13 protein-coding genes are annotated in these 15,949 nt (G+C 45.6%); 7 read left to right on the top strand and 6 right to left on the bottom strand.

Annotation, left to right across the window (positions count from 1 at the left end):
• Positions 1-156: 156 nt before the first annotated feature.
• The 7 genes from B0H94_RS06680 to B0H94_RS06650 all read left to right on the top strand — a co-directional run bounded on the left by B0H94_RS06680 (position 157) and on the right by B0H94_RS06650 (position 9,015).
• Positions 157-1,011: an MIP/aquaporin family protein gene (locus B0H94_RS06680; protein WP_427909934.1), complete on the top strand. Its 855-nt coding sequence runs from the start codon at positions 157-159 to the stop codon at positions 1,009-1,011.
• A 25-nt stretch (positions 1,012-1,036) separates the two neighbouring features.
• Positions 1,037-2,530, top strand: coding sequence for a glycerol kinase GlpK (gene glpK / locus B0H94_RS06675; protein WP_106588489.1), 1,494 nt, complete (start codon positions 1,037-1,039; stop codon positions 2,528-2,530).
• Positions 2,531-2,963: 433 nt separating this feature from the next.
• Positions 2,964-3,368: a hypothetical protein gene (locus B0H94_RS06670; protein WP_106588488.1), complete on the top strand. Its 405-nt coding sequence runs from the start codon at positions 2,964-2,966 to the stop codon at positions 3,366-3,368.
• 505 nt (positions 3,369-3,873) lie between these two features.
• Positions 3,874-4,851: a 2-keto-3-deoxygluconate permease gene (locus B0H94_RS06665; protein ID WP_106588487.1), complete on the top strand. Its 978-nt coding sequence runs from the start codon at positions 3,874-3,876 to the stop codon at positions 4,849-4,851.
• Positions 4,852-4,941: 90 nt separating this feature from the next.
• On the top strand, positions 4,942-6,219 hold the full coding sequence (locus B0H94_RS06660) for a four-carbon acid sugar kinase family protein (RefSeq protein ID WP_106588486.1): 1,278 nt from the start codon (positions 4,942-4,944) through the stop codon (positions 6,217-6,219).
• The gene (pdxA, locus tag B0H94_RS06655; RefSeq protein WP_106588485.1) at positions 6,216-7,211 is read left to right on the top strand and encodes a 4-hydroxythreonine-4-phosphate dehydrogenase PdxA; all 996 of its coding nucleotides are present in this window, start codon (positions 6,216-6,218) and stop codon (positions 7,209-7,211) included. Before B0H94_RS06660 ends, pdxA begins: the two co-directional genes overlap by 4 nt.
• Before the next feature lie 67 nt (positions 7,212-7,278).
• Positions 7,279-9,015 (top strand): sigma-54-dependent Fis family transcriptional regulator, encoded by a 1,737-nt coding sequence (locus tag B0H94_RS06650; protein WP_106588484.1) that lies wholly within the window; start codon positions 7,279-7,281, stop codon positions 9,013-9,015.
• 153 nt (positions 9,016-9,168) lie between these two features.
• Here B0H94_RS06650 and ilvD read toward each other — a convergent pair whose 3' ends face one another.
• From ilvD to B0H94_RS06620, 6 genes are all read right to left on the bottom strand, one after another.
• Positions 9,169-10,869, bottom strand: a complete 1,701-nt coding sequence (gene ilvD / locus B0H94_RS06645) for a dihydroxy-acid dehydratase (RefSeq protein WP_106588483.1) — start codon at positions 10,867-10,869, stop codon at positions 9,169-9,171.
• A gap of 481 nt (positions 10,870-11,350) precedes the next feature.
• Positions 11,351-12,391, bottom strand: coding sequence for an acyl-CoA dehydrogenase family protein (locus tag B0H94_RS06640; RefSeq protein WP_245893925.1), 1,041 nt, complete (start codon positions 12,389-12,391; stop codon positions 11,351-11,353).
• Positions 12,392-12,424: 33 nt separating this feature from the next.
• Positions 12,425-12,949 carry a DUF4242 domain-containing protein gene (locus B0H94_RS06635; RefSeq protein ID WP_106588481.1) on the bottom strand — a complete coding sequence of 175 codons (525 nt, stop codon included), beginning with the start codon at positions 12,947-12,949 and terminating at the stop codon, positions 12,425-12,427.
• Positions 12,950-13,069: 120 nt separating this feature from the next.
• Complete coding sequence (locus tag B0H94_RS06630; protein WP_106588480.1) at positions 13,070-13,837, bottom strand: ABC transporter permease; 768 nt, start codon at positions 13,835-13,837, stop codon at positions 13,070-13,072.
• Complete coding sequence (locus tag B0H94_RS06625; protein WP_245893924.1) at positions 13,838-14,809, bottom strand: ABC transporter substrate-binding protein; 972 nt, start codon at positions 14,807-14,809, stop codon at positions 13,838-13,840.
• A gap of 17 nt (positions 14,810-14,826) precedes the next feature.
• Positions 14,827-15,609 (bottom strand): ABC transporter ATP-binding protein, encoded by a 783-nt coding sequence (locus B0H94_RS06620; RefSeq protein WP_106588479.1) that lies wholly within the window; start codon positions 15,607-15,609, stop codon positions 14,827-14,829.
• Between the last annotated feature and the right edge of the window lie 340 nt (positions 15,610-15,949).

Raw genomic sequence — 15,949 nt, 5'->3', positions numbered from 1 at the left:
TAAAAGACGATCTGATTGACACCGTTTTCAACGTGTGTTTCAATAAAATTAAGTTAATAGCGACTAAGAGTTTATGAGACACGTCGCCCGGTACCTAGCAGACCCTGCTCGGTTCGGTGCAACGTGTCTTTTTTTATGCTTGAACGCAAATTGTGTATAAAGGAGGAATCGAAATTGACACCTTTTTTCGGAGAGTTTCTTGGTACAATGATATTAATCATATTCGGAGCTGGTGTTGTTGCTGGTGTAACACTCAAAGGAACAAAAGCAGAAGGTGCCGGCTGGATTGTGATCAGTATTGCCTGGGGTCTTGCAGTTACAATGGCGATTTACACGGTAGGGCCGATCAGTGATGCCCATATAAATCCAGCTGTAACGGTTGGTTTTGCCTTAGTAGGAGATTTTCCGTGGTCATCGGTGCCTGCTTATATTACTGCACAGTTACTCGGTGCTTTTACCGGCGCGGCGGCTGTCTGGCTCCATTACTACCCACACTTTGCGAAAACAGAAGATACAGCTGCAAAACTTGGTGTGTTTGCGACAGGTCCGGCAGTGCGCCACCGGCCATCTAATTTATTTAGTGAAGTCTTAGGGACATTTCTTCTCGTTTTCGTTATGCTTGCTATGGGGAGTCAAGCTTTTGCTGAAGGCGTCAACCCGATCATCGTCGGTACTTTAATTATGGTGATCGGTTTATCCCTTGGGAGTACGACCGGCTATGCGATTAATCCAGCCCGCGATCTTGGTCCGCGCCTGGCCCATGCGTTTCTTCCCATATCAGGTAAAGGGGATTCGGACTGGTCGTATGCTTGGATTCCTGTCGTTGGACCGCTTTTAGGAGGGAGTCTCGGGGCGCTTAGTTATCAAGCTTGGTTTGAAGGAACGACGACTCCTGCGTTATGGATGGCGGTGACGTTGTTTATTCTCGCCGTCATTTTTGCCGTCGTTTTAGAGCAGCAGTCAGCTTCAAAAAAGCCGGTAGATTACGAAGTGATTCATACAAAATCTTAAACTTTGAAATATGAGGTGAAGCCAAATGGCAGAAGCAAAGTACATTTTATCGCTTGATCAAGGAACCACATCATCGCGTGCAATTTTATTCAACCAAGAAGGAGAAATTGTTTCCGTAGAGCAGCGCGAGTTTAATCAATATTTCCCAAAAGCCGGCTGGGTGGAGCATGATCCGAACGAGATTTGGGCGTCTGTCCTTGCAGTTATTGCAGGTGTGCTTGCAAATACGGAGATTGAGCCGAAAGAGATCGGTGCGATCGGCATCACAAACCAGCGGGAAACAACGGTCGTTTGGGATAAACATACCGGCAAGCCGATTTATAATGCGCTTGTCTGGCAGTCGCGGCAGACAGCAGATATTTGTACTGAACTAAAATCTGCAGGTCACGAGCCTTTATTCCGCGAAAAGACCGGTCTGCTGTTAGACCCATATTTTTCTGGAACAAAAGTGAAGTGGCTGCTCGATCATGTAGAAGGTGCCCGTGAGCGCGCGGAAAACGGGGATTTGTTGTTTGGTACCATCGATACTTGGCTCATCTGGCGTCTCTCCGGGGGCGCGGCGCACGTGACTGACTACTCTAATGCTTCACGTACCTTGATGTACAACATTCATAATTTAGCATGGGACGAAGAGCTTCTCGAGATTTTAAACGTCCCTAAAGCAATGCTGCCGGAAGTCCGGCCGTCTTCTGAAGTTTATGCTCATACAGTTGATTATCACTTTTTCGGCCACGAAATTCCAATTGCCGGGGCGGCGGGTGATCAACAGGCGGCACTTTTCGGGCAGACTTGCTTTGAAGACGGCTCGGCGAAAAATACGTATGGCACCGGCTGTTTCTTATTGATGAACACTGGAACTGAAGCTGTTACGTCTGACAACGGCCTGCTCACAACGATCGCCTGGGGCATTGACGGTGAAGTAAATTATGCGCTTGAAGGCAGTATTTTTGTGGCCGGTTCGGCGGTTCAGTGGCTGCGCGATGGTTTGCGGTTGTTCCAGAATGCATCTGACAGCGAATCATATGCAGAAGCAGTGACGTCTGCAGACGGTGTTTACGTTGTGCCGGCATTTGTCGGTCTTGGTGCGCCTTATTGGGATTCGGATGTGCGCGGGGCTGTCTTTGGTTTAACGCGCGGGACATCGAAAGAACATTTCGTCCGCGCAACCCTTGAGTCCCTAGCCTATCAAACGAAAGACGTGCTAGATGCGATGGAGAAAGATTCCGGCATAGCATTGAAAAACTTGCGCGTTGACGGCGGTGCTGTAAATAACGACTTTTTAATGCAGTTTCAAAGTGATGTGCTGCAGGCTAATGTAGAGCGCCCGCACATTCAGGAAACAACCGCCCTGGGCGCGGCTTACCTTGCCGGTCGTGCTGTAGGTTTTTGGGAGGCAGACAGCTTGGCGAAGCAGTGGAAAGTCGAGAAAGCGTTCGCACCGGAAATGAGCAGCGGCGAAAGTGCTGAATTGTACAACGGTTGGCAGAAAGCGGTTCATGCGGCCATGGCGTTCAAGTAAAATGAAAGTGAAAATCCCTGCCGGTTGCTGGCAGGGATTTCAAACTATCGACAAAGTACGAAACCTGACATTCCAGCTTACTGCTCCAATATCAGTAGACCTCCTTATTCAGAAGGTAAAAGCCGAATCACAAACGTAATCAACACTACCGACCGATGCTTTCCCGAGGGCTTGGCTTCGGCTAACGATTCACTTCCACAAAGGATCCATATTTTTAGGTGTCAGGCACAAAAAAGGCCTGCCTGACACCTAGCCCAAGTATTGAATAAAGAGTGGCTGACGAGCACCGGCAGCGACGCCACCAGGAACAGCGTCCGACGAAAAGCGACGTCAGCCCCCGCCTTTCTAAAAGTTTGTCTACACGCTGAATCCCTGCCGGTTGCTGGCAGGGATTTCTTTGTTGGTGTAAAATCATAGGGAGGAGGTGGTTCAGTTGGTTGAGGAGTGGGTGTTATATTTTTTCGTGTTGTTTGCCATTCTCGTACCTTTAAATGGCTTTGCATACATCGCATTTTTACAACAGGTGCCCGATGCCAAAAAACCGAGATGGGGCTTGCTTTCTTTCGTACAGGCCGTTGCTGTTTTTGGCATCATAGGTCTGCTCCGGCTGCTTCCAACTTTAGAGGTGTCAAAAGCCTTTGCTCGACTCCTTGATACTCCTTTGTTAGATGCAGCTTTGTTGTTCATTCTCTTGCTGCCCTTGAATATGCTCGCTTACCATATCTTTTTACAACCGGTGAACATCAAGGCGCCTCGCTTTCTCATGCTGAGTGCAGTACAAACGCTACTTATTGTTAGTGCAATGGTTATATTTTCTACGATGTCGAACGTTTCATGAGCTGAGGCGTTACGACCTCTTGATAAATGATACTTACGCGAATACCATGACGCTTCTGCGGTGTGAGCGATATACGAAAGAGTGACAAATATAAGTGAGACCCTCGCCGCCGGCGAGGGTCTCAAATCGTTATACTTACGTTTGAAGTATAAAGGTAATTCAGGTGTGAAAACAGTGATTATCTACTTTATTTCTATATCTTCAAATACGTAAAGTATGTTCGTTCTTAACTAAGGTAAAGTGGAGAAAAGCCGTTTTTCCAGTAGGTGTTTGTTGCTCAATGGTTAAGAAAGTGATTGAAGATTTGTGTCTATCCTGGTAGTTAAACAGTTAGATCATTTACAGACATACTTAAAATATAATGAATGAAATCGTTGCAAAATTAAACGTTTTCAATAATTTTTTATGAGATTGTTGATAAAATGTGCGTTATGTTTTATATTTCAACTTGAAAGCGCTTTTAGTAAGTGTGTTGCATTTTGCAAAAAAATAAGGAGGGTGTATAATGAGGATTAAAGCGAATATCGAAAAAATTCCTGGTGGTTTGATGGTAGTGCCGTTACTTTTAGGTGCGGTCATTAACACCTTTTTTCCTGGAATGCTACGTATTGGAGGATTTACACAAGAACTTTTCGTGGATGGTGCGCTCGTTTTAATTGCTTTATTCTTATTATGTGCTGGGGCACAGATCAATGTAAAAAATGTGGGAGTTACCATAGGTAAAGGTGTCACGTTGCTAACAGTTAAATGGGCGGTAGGTGCTACGGTTGGTTTAGTTGCTTACCTCTTTGCAGGGCCTGATGGCTTGTTTCTTGGTCTTGCACCTTTAGCTATTATTGCAGCCATGACAAATAGTAATGGTGGACTTTATGTTGCATTGGTAGGGCAATATGGTAAAAATGACGATAGAGCCGCATACTCTATTTTGGCTCTGAACGATGGACCATTTTTGACTATGGTTGCTCTATCCATTTTCGGTGCGATGGGATTTGTTGATGGATTATTTGCACCGACAGACTTTATTTCGGTATTGCTTCCAATTGTTATTGGCGCGGTACTAGGTAATTTGGATGAAGAGTTGCGCGAATTCTTAAGCAGTGGCAGCAACATGTTGATCCCATTCTTCGCTTTTGCGCTTGGCATGGGTATTAATTTTGCAGATATTATTGCCGGTGGCTTAGGTGGAGTTATCCTTGGTATTATGACAGTGTTTGTTACAGGTACTGCCGGTTACTTTGTGTTTAAATCCTTAAACTGGAACCCAGTTGTAGGTGCATCTGAAGGTTCAACAGCAGGTAATGCAGTAGCAACACCAGCAGCTATAGCTTCTGCAAATGCAGCTTTTGTAAGTATTGAGCCAATTGCTACTGTACAAGTTGCAGCCAGCGTAGTTACAACTGCTATCCTCTTACCTATATATGTAGGTTTTCTAGTAAAGCGACTTGAGAAAAGAGGAGAACTTGAGGGTTATATGCAGAAGTGAGGCAATAGATAAATGTTAAGACGTTAGGGGGCTTCGAATTCGGTTGAAGATCGAAGCTCTCTTTATCTCACTGAATGAGGTGATTATTTCATGGATTTATGCATTATAGCAGACGACTTAACTGGAGCTAATGATTCGGGAGTTCAGTGTACGGAGTATGGCTATAAGCCGTGGGTAGCGCTTGATATGGCATCTGTAGATAAGCTTATAGATAATGAAGCACTTGTAATTAACACGGATTCAAGAAATCTTTTAGCTTCAGAAGCCTATGATAGGGTTAAGATGGCATTAAACTCAGTTATTGATGTTTCACCACAATTGGTATATAAAAAACTGGACTCAACACTTCGCGGTAATATTGGGGCTGAGCTTGATGCGGTTTATGAAGTAGTAAACCCAGATTTTGTAGTTGTGACCTCGGCCTATCCCAAAAATGGACGGACGATCTCTAAAGGTGAATTATTTGTTCACGGTACGAAATTAACTGATACCAGTATATCACCGTACCCGGGGGTTGATTTTCTGTCATCTCGTCCAATCGATATAATTCATGAACAGAGCCAGTATAGTGTGTCTCATCTCTCTCAAGAAAGTATTCGTTCTGAAAACTTGTCTGAACTGATGCAGTCCTTGCACGGGCAGGGGGTTGCTTATTTAAGTATTGATGCAGAGACTGAAGGCGAACTTGAACAACAAATTAAATTATTGAGTGGCACGCCGTTTAATTTGGCTTGGGCAGGTTCTGCTGGGGTCGCTCAATATTTGCATCACATTATTTCCATTGAGGAAAAAAATAAAGGTGGAGAAAATTTAACTTATGAAGAATTCAGTTCTGCTTTGTTCGTTATCGGCAGCAGAAGTGAAGTGAGCGTACAGCAGCGCGATAGCCTCATCAATGAGGTTGATGTTAAGGCGATAAAAGTAGACCCTCTTAAACTTCTAATTGAAGAAAGAGGGGGCGAACTTTATGAGTGGGTACGTGATAGTTTAAGTTTGTATACGGCGCTTTATTTAGATGTAAGTGAGGAGTCAATTGAACGTGTTGCCTCATATCAAAAGCAATATCAAGTTAGTGCTGAAAAAATAGCAGAGTATATTGCGGAAGAAATAGGGGCTCTCGTGGGTTATATTTATGAATATCAAAGTTATGAAGCGCTTGTTATGACAGGTGGAGATATGGCAAAATCTGTTTGCCATCATTTGGGAACCACTGCATTTGAACTTTATTATGAATTTGAAACAGGTATCCCTTTAGGAGTTTTGCGTGGGGAATATGAACCAGTGGCAATTACAAAGGCAGGAGCGTTTGGGCATAAAGAAACATTCGTTCGTTTACTTCGTTATTTGAAGGGAGAGGAGGATAAATGAGTTATCCAGTTATAGGTATTACAATGGGAGATGGGGCGGGTGTTGGTCCCGAAATCATTGTAAAGGCATTAGTAGGTAAAGAAGTGCGTGAAAAGTGTGTACCTTTAGTTATTGGTGATTGCAATCGGTTGAGGGAAGCGGTTCGCATTTGTGAAATTGATGTAGAAATTGAAGAGGTGGATGACTTACAGCTCGTGAGTATGGACCCTCGCCGTATATTTTGTCTACAGGTAGGTTCTCTGCCTGCAGGTCTAGAGTTCGGCGAGTTATCTAGAGAGGCAGGTCGCCATGCTTACCTTTATATAGAGAAAGCAGTAGAGTTAGCTAAAGAAAACAAAATAGATGCAGTTTGCACTGCGCCGCTAAATAAAGAAGCTCTTCAAATGGCGGGTTATAGTTATCCTGGTCATACAGAAATCTTGGCAGACTTAACAGGTACTAAAGATTACTCAATGATGCTTGCGGCACCGAATTTGAAAGTTATACATTTAACTACCCATGTAGGTTTAAAGCAGGCAATTAACTCAATTACACCAGATCGAACATATAAAGTTGTACGCTTAGCGTACGATACACTCCACGCAGCTGGTTATAGAGATCCTAAAATTGCAGTGTGCGGTATAAACCCCCATGCTGGTGAAAATGGATTATTTGGTGAAGGGGAAGAAGAAGCACAATTAATCCCGGGGATTCAAAAGGCTAAAGAAGAAGGTATAGGTGTTGAAGGCCCATATCCTGCGGATACGCTTTTCTTCCGAGCTGTTCGTGGTGACTTTGACATGGTGGTCGCCTGTTATCACGACCAAGGCCATTCCCCTGTAAAGGTCTTAGGATTGGAAGCGGGCGTGAATATCACAGTAGGGTTAAACTATGGGGTGGTTCGTACTTCGGTGGATCACGGCACGGCTTTTGATATTGCTGGTAAAAATATAGCTGATGACCGAAGTTTGCTAGCTGCAATTGATACAGCGGTAGATTTATCCCCAAAGTAATCAAGTGCTTCCCAATCTTTCCTGGCATCTTGTAGAATGAAAGGAAGGACATTTAGGGAGAGAAATTATGGAAATTAAAGTAGGCGTATTAGCCCCTTATAGAGGTTTGAAAGAAACAGTTGACAGAGTGGCGAGTTCCTGGTCATCGCTACATGTTGAAGTTGTCATAGCGGACTTAACAGATGCAATTCAACCTGCATTAACACTTGAAAAATCAGGGTGTCAGGTTTTGATTAGTCGTGGAGGTACGGCGAGCATCATACGGGAACATGTAACTGTTCCGGTCGTTGAAATTGATGTCTCCGGTTATGATATCCTGCGTACTCTTTATTTGGTTAAGGACTCGAAAGAAACGATGGAGCTTATTGGTTTTCCTAACGTTTGCCATGGTTTGAGTGAGGTTTCGAATCTGCTTGAAACGTATATTCCATATCAAACTATTAATAGACCGCAGGAAGTGGAAAGTGCTGTAATTTCCGCTGCGAACCGTGGTGTGCAGGTTGTAATCGGGGATACAGTTACTATAAAAACAGCTGAACGTTTTGGGTTACAAGGAGTAATGATCACTTCTGGTCAAGAATCAGTCAACCAATCGTTTGTACAGTCTTATGAAATGGCTTGTGAGGTACGAAAGCAACAAAAAATTAATGAAAGCTATGAAAACTTGTTAACAAAATTAGTTGAATCTGTAGTTATTTTTGAAGAAGATGGACGTGTTTTATTCGCGAATAAATCTTTTCGTGCTTTCTTTTTAGAGGGCAATGATTGTGTAGGTAGCGATCTACCTAAAGAAGTACCAAAGCTTAAAGACTGTTACTCAGAGGTTGTTTCCCATGAATATATACAAACTATGCTCACGGTTGAAAATCAGCATTTTCATGTTGAAGGGGAATGTTTGGGAGAAGGGATTCGTCAGCAGTATTATTTAAAGCTCAGCAATGAATCAAGGTATGCTATCGAACAGCCTGGATTATCAGTTCAACCTTTACGAACAGAGCTCAATTCATTTTCGCAGTTATCGCTTACAGACGAGCGAATAGCTACAGTTGTAGAAAAAGCTAAAGAAGCTACAGGTAAGGTTCGATTATTTCTTCTTCAAGGTGAACATGGAACGGGGAAGCGGTCTTTTGCTGCGGCTTTACACAATCATGTCAAGGGTTATCCAGAAAACCAATGGCATGTTCGGCTGACAGCAGAATTAGATGACTTTATGTGCCAACGTCTCATCTTTATGATTAAAAATACAGGTGGAACATTTTATATAGAGGGTTGGGAAGGGCTTTCGCGCGAACTTGCAGAGAAAATAGTAGGGGCTGCTCAATTTGGACCTTCCTACTGTATTTTAGCATTTCACAATTACAGTAGAGTCCCTCTATGGGTGTGGAGTTATCTAGGGCCGCAGGCTACGCTTTTTCTTCCTCCTTTAAGAGATCGCACTAATTTCTTAACAGACTACATTCGATCTTTTATAGCCAATTTCAATACTCTATATGGTAAGCAAATAGTAGGTGTTGACAGTGAGGTTTTAGATAAGTGGTGGCAGTCTAAATGGCCTGGGAACTTAAATGAGCTAAAAGATTTGGTTAAGCAAGGAGTTGAAAAGGCGGAAAGTTCATTTATCAAGCTTGATGACTTAAGTGAAAAGGGGTCATCTTCAAGTTTGCCTGTAGACTTGTCGAACACTTTAGCTGAAATTGAAAAAGAAGTTATAGAAAGAGTGTTAGAGGAGGAGGAATTTAACCAGTCCAAAACAGCTAAGCGGTTAGGGATCAATCGTTCTACACTATGGCGTAAGTTGAAGTGACTTTTAAATGGTTTAAGATAGTGTTATAAGAGGTTCTGTGCTTTAACTCTAAGTAATTAACAATAGGTCGCAGCGAGATTAGTTTCGTTAAAAGTTGAATATGTGTTGTAAAAAGAGCGGCCCTTGTTAGGTCCGCTCTTAAAATATAATTTTTTATTCATTCTCAAAGTCGTCTGTAACCGCGCCTTTTGCGCTGGAGGAGACGAGTTTAGCGTATTTTGCGAGTGCGCCGCTTGAGGCGGAGAGCGCAGGCGCCGTCCAGTTGTTCTTGCGGCGTTCGAGTTCTTCATCGCTTACGACCATATTAATCTCCTGCGCATCGCTATCAATTTTTACAGTGTCGCCGTCTTCAAGCAGCGCAATTGGCCCGCCGGTTGCAGCTTCCGGTGCTACGTGACCGATAACGAAACCGTGTGAGCCGCCGGAGAAGCGGCCATCCGTAATTAAAGCAACTTTGCCACCAAGTCCCTGCCCGACAATGAGTGCAGTTACTGACAGCATCTCAGGCATGCCTGGTCCGCCTTTTGGTCCAACGTGACGGATCACGAGAACATCGCCTTCAACGATTTCATTGTTCATAACTGCTTTTGTAGCTGAAGCCTCACTATCAAACACTTTTGCAGTGCCTTCAAAGCGGGTTACTTTTTGACCGGACATTTTCGCAACGGCACCCTCAGGCGCAAGGTTCCCCCGCAGCACGTATAGTGGGCCGTCTTCTTTCTTCGGCGCATCCCACCGCGTAATGACGTCTTGGCCTTCAGTGAGTCCTGGTAGTTCTTCCAAGTTTTCCGCTAACGTTTTGCCTGTTACTGTCAAGCAGTCGCCATGCAAGAGGTCTTTTTCAAGAAGAAGTTTCATAACGGCTGGCACACCGCCGACTTCATACAAGTTTTCCATAACGTACTTACCACTAGGCTTCAAATCTGCAATGTGTGGCACTTGCTCACGGATGCGCTCGAAGTCATCGTAAGAAAGGTCAACATCAGTTGATTGCGCCATCGCAAGCAGATGCAAGAAAGCGTTCGTGGAGCCGCCGAGCGCCATCACAACGGTAATCGCGTTTTCGAAAGCTTTTTTCGTCATGATATCACGTGGATAAATCTCGTTTTCAAGCAGGTGAAGCACCATCTCACCGGCCTGCTCGCATTCGCGTTCTTTATAATCATCCACTGCCGGTGTTGAGGAAGAGCCTGGAATGCTCATACCGAGCGCTTCAACAGCTGCTGCCATCGTATTGGCAGTGTACATGCCGCCGCACGCACCGGCGCCTGGGCAGGCGTTACATTCGACGTTATGAAGCTCTTCGTCGTTAATTTCGCCCTGCTGGTGCTTACCGACAGCTTCAAAAGAAGAAACGATATCGATGTCTTTTCCGTTCAGCTTACCTGGCTTAATTGTTCCGCCATACACATAGACTGCCGGCAGGTTCATGCGCCCAATTGAGATCAGACAGCCTGGGGTCGTCTTGTCACAGCCGCCGATGGCAACGTAACCATCAAGGCGTTCACCGCCGGTTACAGCTTCGATGGAGTCAGCAATAATTTCACGGCTTGGCAGGGAGTAATGCATGCCTTCGTGCCCCATTGCGATCCCGTCAGCGACAGTAATTGTGTTGAAGATCATCGGCGCACCGCCGGCGTTTGCAGCACCTTTTTTCGCTTCTTTTGCGAGTACATCAATATGCATGTTACACGGGGTAACCTCTGTCCAAGTGCTTGCCACACCAATCATTGGTTTTTTGAAATCTTCATCGGTAAAGCCGGCACCGCGAAGCATCGAGCGGTTTGGCACCCGGTTGGCACCTTCGCTGATGACGTGGCTTTTAATCCGCAAGTCTTTCTTTTCTTCGCTCATCGTTATGTTCATCCTCTCTGCTTATGAAAAAATGGAGGCCGCTCGAGCAGCACTTAGATCGACAAAGGACGCAATCCTCTGACGATTCGCATCATTCTTGTAATCTTTAGTGTACAAAGTGTGAGGACAAATGTCCATATCAAAAAGCTGGCTGCGGTGGGTAGGGTGTGAGAATACTGTGATGTATAGGGTGAGGTGTTTGCTGATTGTCGTACCAGATTCAGAGATCCGCGTTCAAGTTAGGCAGGGAGCGCTCTATAGTGGTTAGAGTGCGCTCCACTTCGCTGGAATTCGCTCCATTTTTCCAAGGTCGCGCTCCAGTTTCGAGCAAGCGCGCTCCATATCGCTGGAATTCGCTCCACTGTTGGCAAAGCTCGATTCATATTTGGGATAGGGCGCTCCACTTCGCTAGGATTTGCTCCGCTTTCAATGAGCCGCCTACCAAAAAAAGCCGCGATGGCTTCCCACCGCGGTTCTTTTGTTATACAGGCTGTGTTGATAACATTTTTTCTAAATGTTTAGCTGTCGGCGTTAAATTTAAGAAGAAATAAGCTTCACGCAGCCGGCGTCCGTCGGCGCTTGTTTGTGAATACGCCGGACCGCCTACATGCATCATCGCCGCATTAACAGCGTCGAGCGTCAAATACACGGCTTGGCGCCGAACCTCTAAAATCCCTTCCCAGCTAACACCTGATGTCAGCTCCTCTTGAAATCTCGTACTCACGTCAGCGAGCCGGACTTCGAGGTGTTCGGGCTGTGTTGGCAGCAGTTGATTCGCCCCGTTCTGCCGCTCGCTGCACTTTTTCATTGAAGCTACCGCCGAGTTGGTTACACCAAGACCGAGCGGAACTTGATACGTCACAAAGTAGCTGCGAATGGAAGGGACGAAGCTGTCGGCGTCTTCAGCGAGTACTTCTTCATCCGGCACGAACACATCCTCAAAGCGGCAGGCATAAGTTGCGCTGCCATTTAACCCGAGATACGATACTTTCTCCTTCATCGTTAAGCCGGCAGCATCGCAGGAGACAAATACCATAACACGCTGGGATGCGCTCACCTCTGCAATAGCGCCAAACCAGTGACCGCTGCCGAGGTTGGATACCGCTGCAAGTGCGCCATTGATCCGGTAGCCGCCGGGCACTTTTTCTGCACGCAGATTCAGTTTTTCCAGCCCGGCGTAATATTTCATTGGATTTGAAAGGCCGGTAGCTCCGAGCAGACGCCCGTTTTCTAAATCTGCAAGAAAACGCTGCCGCAGTGCGTCATTGGAAGTGTGCCGGACGTAAGTGAGCGCGGCTAAATGACACCAAAGGTTAAATCCGGTCGTCATGCAGTAGCTGGACACTGCTTCAACAACTTCAGCCTCTGCTTCAGCTGCCTCCGCTCGTGAGCGCCCCTCAGATGAGAGCCAGCCCTGCCGGCCGAGTTCAAGCAGAAAGTCTTTAGGATAATACGCTTTTTCATCAACGGCACGAACGAGCGGCTTTAACGATTGTTGCAGCAGTTCTTGTAACGTCTGCACGGTAGCTCCTCCTTTCAAAAAAACCGGAAACTTTTATTCCTTATTGGATAACTGGGTTATACTATCAATCGGGGCTTTTACAGCTTCGCGGGCCCGTACGACCGCATCGTCATCTGGTGCATCATAAAAGCATAGGCACTTTGTCATATCTTCACATACATAAGTCCGGGAGAATTCGACTTCCGGAACTTCTGCATAATGTACAGAGTTTTTCTTTTTACGTTCTAAATAAGCGTCCATTGTTAAATCTTCCGGCAAGTTCCACTCGACGAGATAGTTGATCTTATCGGTCTGCTTTTTCGCTTCCTCGAGCTCCTGACCAACGAGGCGAACTTCTTTTTTCAAATCGACCGGCACATCTTGTTCGCTTAAACTTGATGCAAGGGTTGCTTCATCTTCCGTTTCAAAAATAAAGAATGCACGGTTGAAGTCAGCAGCTACTTGAACTTCAATCAGCTCCGCTGCAAGCTCGGACTGTAGTGTTTCAACTTTTTCCTCAAAAGCAGCTTTCGTTTGGATGTCGTTATTTAACGTTGATTCTACGAGGTAGAGTGCCATACATAAATCCTCCTTATGGATGTAATTCATATGAATTTAGTAAGAATTATAACGTGATGTTTCGGAAAATTCAACCTTTGAATTTATTTTATGCAGTTTTGCCATGTTGTGTACTAATTTTTAAGAGGAAGTGCCTGCGCCCCATTGTTTGCCGATCCACTTTTCAAGTAAGCCGAGTGACTTATCAAGCAGTAAACCGAGTAAACCAATAAAGAAAATGCCTGCAAGTACAAGGTCTAGATCCAAGGCGTTTCGTGCATCAACAATTAAGTAGCCGAGGCCGGACTGCGCGCCGATCATCTCTCCGGCAACGAGAAATATCCAAGCCGTACCGACAGCGATGTGCAATCCGCTTGCAATGTAAGGGAATGAGGCTGGAAAGATAATTTTCCATAGCAGCGATGTTTTGCTTAATTCTAAGTTTTGCGCCAGCTTTAAATACGTTGCGTCAATCTTATTGACCGCTGAAACGGTTGATAAAAGCACCGGAAAAAAGGCAGCGATAAAAATGACGACAATCGCTGGCATATTCCCGATACCGAACCAAAGCACGATAAATGGCGACCAGGCGACAGGGGCTACCGGGCGGAGTACCTGCACGATCGGGTCAACAATGCGCCAAATATGTTTCGTCTGCGATAGAAGCAGGCCGAGTACAACGGCTGCAAACACCGCACTTAAGTAGCCGGCAAAAAAGCGAAATAAACTAATTTGTACGTGCTCAGCAAGGGTTCCGTCCTGGATGATGGAAACGGCACCCCAGAAAACGGCAAGGGGTGAAGGAAGCAGTGCTTCAGGGTAATCGCCAAGCCAGATGACAACCTGCCAAGCGGTGATCACAATGACAAAAGCAATCGCAGCATAACCTAGTGATTTGAGTAAGTCCATTTAGTCATCACCGCCTTGAACATGTGTCCGGTTAACGAGTGCATCAAATGACGGCGGTCCGTCCACTAACTCCATTTCAACGAGCTTTTCCCTTAAATACGCGTATTCATCTTCGCGAATATCTAAATCGTCATAAGAAATCCAGTCGAGCGACAGTTCCAGCGCTCCTTCATCCACAGGGAGGTAATCGGCATGGACCTGCATAGATTCCTCGGAGCCGTCGCCGGCACGTTCACTTGCTTTTAAGTAGCCTTCCATCAATTCGTCAGTCGCTTCTGGAAAAGCTTCCATCGTATCTTCGCGGAGTACAAATGCACAGCAAAGGCAGTTATCCGGGCAGAATTCGCTGGATTGATGCATCACTTTGCCGATCTCATTTTCAACACCAAGCGCGCCAAACGGTTCGGCAACGACGTAGCTTGCTACCCGGCCTTCAGAAAGTGCTGCCGGCATTTCCGGCGGGGGCATTTCGGAAATCTCAACGTCTTCATAATCCAAGCCAGCCCCTGTGAGCATCTCTTCAAGCAGCAGGTTGTGTGCAGATAAGGTGTGCGGGATGGCAACAGTCTCCCCTTTTAAATCTTCGACACTGTCTACTTCCGGGTCAACGATAATCGGGTTGCCTTCCCGGTGGCCAAGTGCGGTTGTCTCGATCTCGATCCCTTGAGACCTAGCTTTCATAGCGAGTTCAAACAACACGGATGCACCATCGATCCGGCCGGTGTTTAAGGCATCCATCAACTCGATCCAGCTGTTGAATTGAATGAGTTCGAGTTCGACATCATCAAGCAGTTCGTCTTGATAATGATCGAGAAAATAGGCTGGAGCGGCGTGGGTGATCGGCAGGTGACCGATTTGGATAACCTGATCGCCGGATTCGGATTCACCACCGCCAGGTTCTGCGCATCCAGACAGCGCAAGCGAAGAAGCAAGCCCTGCGGTGAGGAGTGAAGAATATCGTTTTGTGCTCACTTACATCGCTCCTTTCGTTAAATGTTGTATTCGATGTCGTCGTTTTGACGGCTGAAGTTAAATTCGTCTAAGATCAGCTTCCGGTAATGTTGAAAGTTGCTGTGGCTCCGGTCTCGTGGTTTTGGGAGATTAATCGTAACTGTGCGGCGGATCCGACCTGGATTGGCATCCATCACGATAATCCGGTCGGCTAAGTACACTGCTTCATCAATGTCGTGGGTAACGAGTACAATGTTTGTCGATTCCTGCGCTTGGATTTTTAACAGCTCATCTTGCAGGTAATAGCGGGTGAACGTATCAAGGGCGGCAAACGGTTCATCCATCAATACCATTTCCGGCCTCGTTGCAAGTGCTCTGGCAATCGCAACGCGCTGCTGCATCCCTCCGGAAAGCTCAGAAGGAAACTGCTGAAGGTTGTTTGATAACCCAACGAGATGTAAGTAACGCTCGGCTCGCTCCCGACGCTTTTCAGCACTGATTTGTTCAGGCTCTAAAGCAAGTTCCACATTTGCAAGCACCGTTTTCCAAGGAAGCAGCGCGTAATGCTGAAACAACATAATCGCCCGGCGTGACGGTCCGGTTACTTTCTCGCCATCAAAGAGAACCTGCCCGTCTGAAGGGAGGTGGAAGCCTCCGATCAAGTTCAGCAGTGTGCTTTTGCCGCACCCGCTTTTTCCGAGGATGGCAATTGTTTCGCCATCTGCAATCGAAAGATTAATATCTTTTAAAACGTTGATGTTTTCATTGTTTTTATGAAAAGTTTTATGTACATGTTCTATTTGTACTAAAGGCTCTCCCAAATTGATCACACCTCCATTTTTTACAATGCATACCTGTTTAGTCTGCTTTAGGACATCGTAATACATGAAATGGGAAAAGGCAACCCGGATTTCCTGTGCGTTACGATAAAAACTAATGTTGAGTATATGCACTTAAACCTTGGTACGTGCCTGATGATAAATGGAAGTCGTATGAAAATTAGAGTAAAAAAAGGGCTGTTTCATAAGGTATAGTTGAAATGATAGATAGGGGCAAGCGTCCGCCGAAAAGTGACGTCAGCCTTTGTTTCATTTGATGGTCATGAATGGTAGAGATTCTTTTGGTCAAGCAGTATTTACATGAATCAATTTCATAACGACA

Origin of the sequence: Salsuginibacillus halophilus, from assembly GCF_003014715.1 — a bacterium.
Taxonomy (GTDB): domain Bacteria; phylum Bacillota; class Bacilli; order Bacillales; family Marinococcaceae; genus Salsuginibacillus; species Salsuginibacillus halophilus.
This window is presented reverse-complemented; position numbering and strand designations above follow the sequence as displayed.